The organism is Vibrio sp. 1978, assembly GCF_033344345.1.
The window spans coordinates 1-813 of sequence record NZ_JAWPOP010000309.1 but is presented as its reverse complement, the minus strand read 5'-3'; the positions used below and the strand labels follow the sequence as shown (position 1 = coordinate 813).

Genomic DNA, 813 nt, shown 5'->3' with positions numbered 1-813 from the left:
CGACGTTTGAAAAACTGGCTCAACTGCCGTTCAACGAGCTCAAAATAGATCGCTCGTTTGTGCAAGGTGTCGAGAGCGATATGAAAAAACGCAACATCGTTGTCGCCATCTGTGCGCTGGCGAAAAGTTTGAACATACGGCTCGTCGCGGAAGGAATTGAAGATGAAGTCACGCTTCAAGTGATGCGTGAATACGGAATTGACCTTTGCCAAGGTTTCTACATCGACAAACCCATGCCTTTAGAAGCAATAACCATACTGAATGAAAGATATGAATAAAATGAATTGTTTGATCTTTGATGATCACCCTCTTGTTTGCGTTGCAATCAAATCCTTACTGAAAGAGTTGGGGATGACCAATGAAGTGTTTACCGCAACGTCTGCAAAGTCTGCATTTAAGACATTAAAAGAAAGCAACATTGAACTGCTGATTTTGGATGTGAACTTGGCCGATTGCGACGGCTTTGATTTCTACAAACGCATCAAATCCCACGGTTATGAAGGCAAGGTCATTTTCTTCTCGGCGGAAACCAGCCAAATGTACAGTCAAATGGCGTTTCGATCTGGCGCAGATGGTTATGTGTGCAAATCGGAAAATCACGACATTCTGAAAGACGCTATCGAAGCGGTGGTGAAGGGATATACCTTCTTTAAATTTAAGCAAGTCGCGAACGAAGTCAGAGAAATGCCGCAACTTTCGAGCAGAGAAAGTGCCGTGATGAAGTATTTGCTGCAAGGCAAGTCCAATCGAGATATCGCGTTCGTGTTGTCGATTAGCGAGAAAACCGTCAGCACTTATAAACGCCGCGTACTG

Annotated in this window: 2 protein-coding genes; both read left to right on the top strand. The window is 44.2% G+C overall.

All coding sequences use genetic code 11. The features are described from left to right. A partial coding sequence (locus R8N49_RS26290) for an EAL domain-containing protein (RefSeq protein WP_318190345.1) occupies window positions 1-278 on the top strand: 278 nt, incomplete at its 5' end. After that, a partial coding sequence (locus R8N49_RS26285; protein WP_318190344.1) for a response regulator transcription factor occupies window positions 271-813 on the top strand: 543 nt, incomplete at its 3' end. The genes R8N49_RS26290 and R8N49_RS26285, both read left to right, overlap by 8 nt.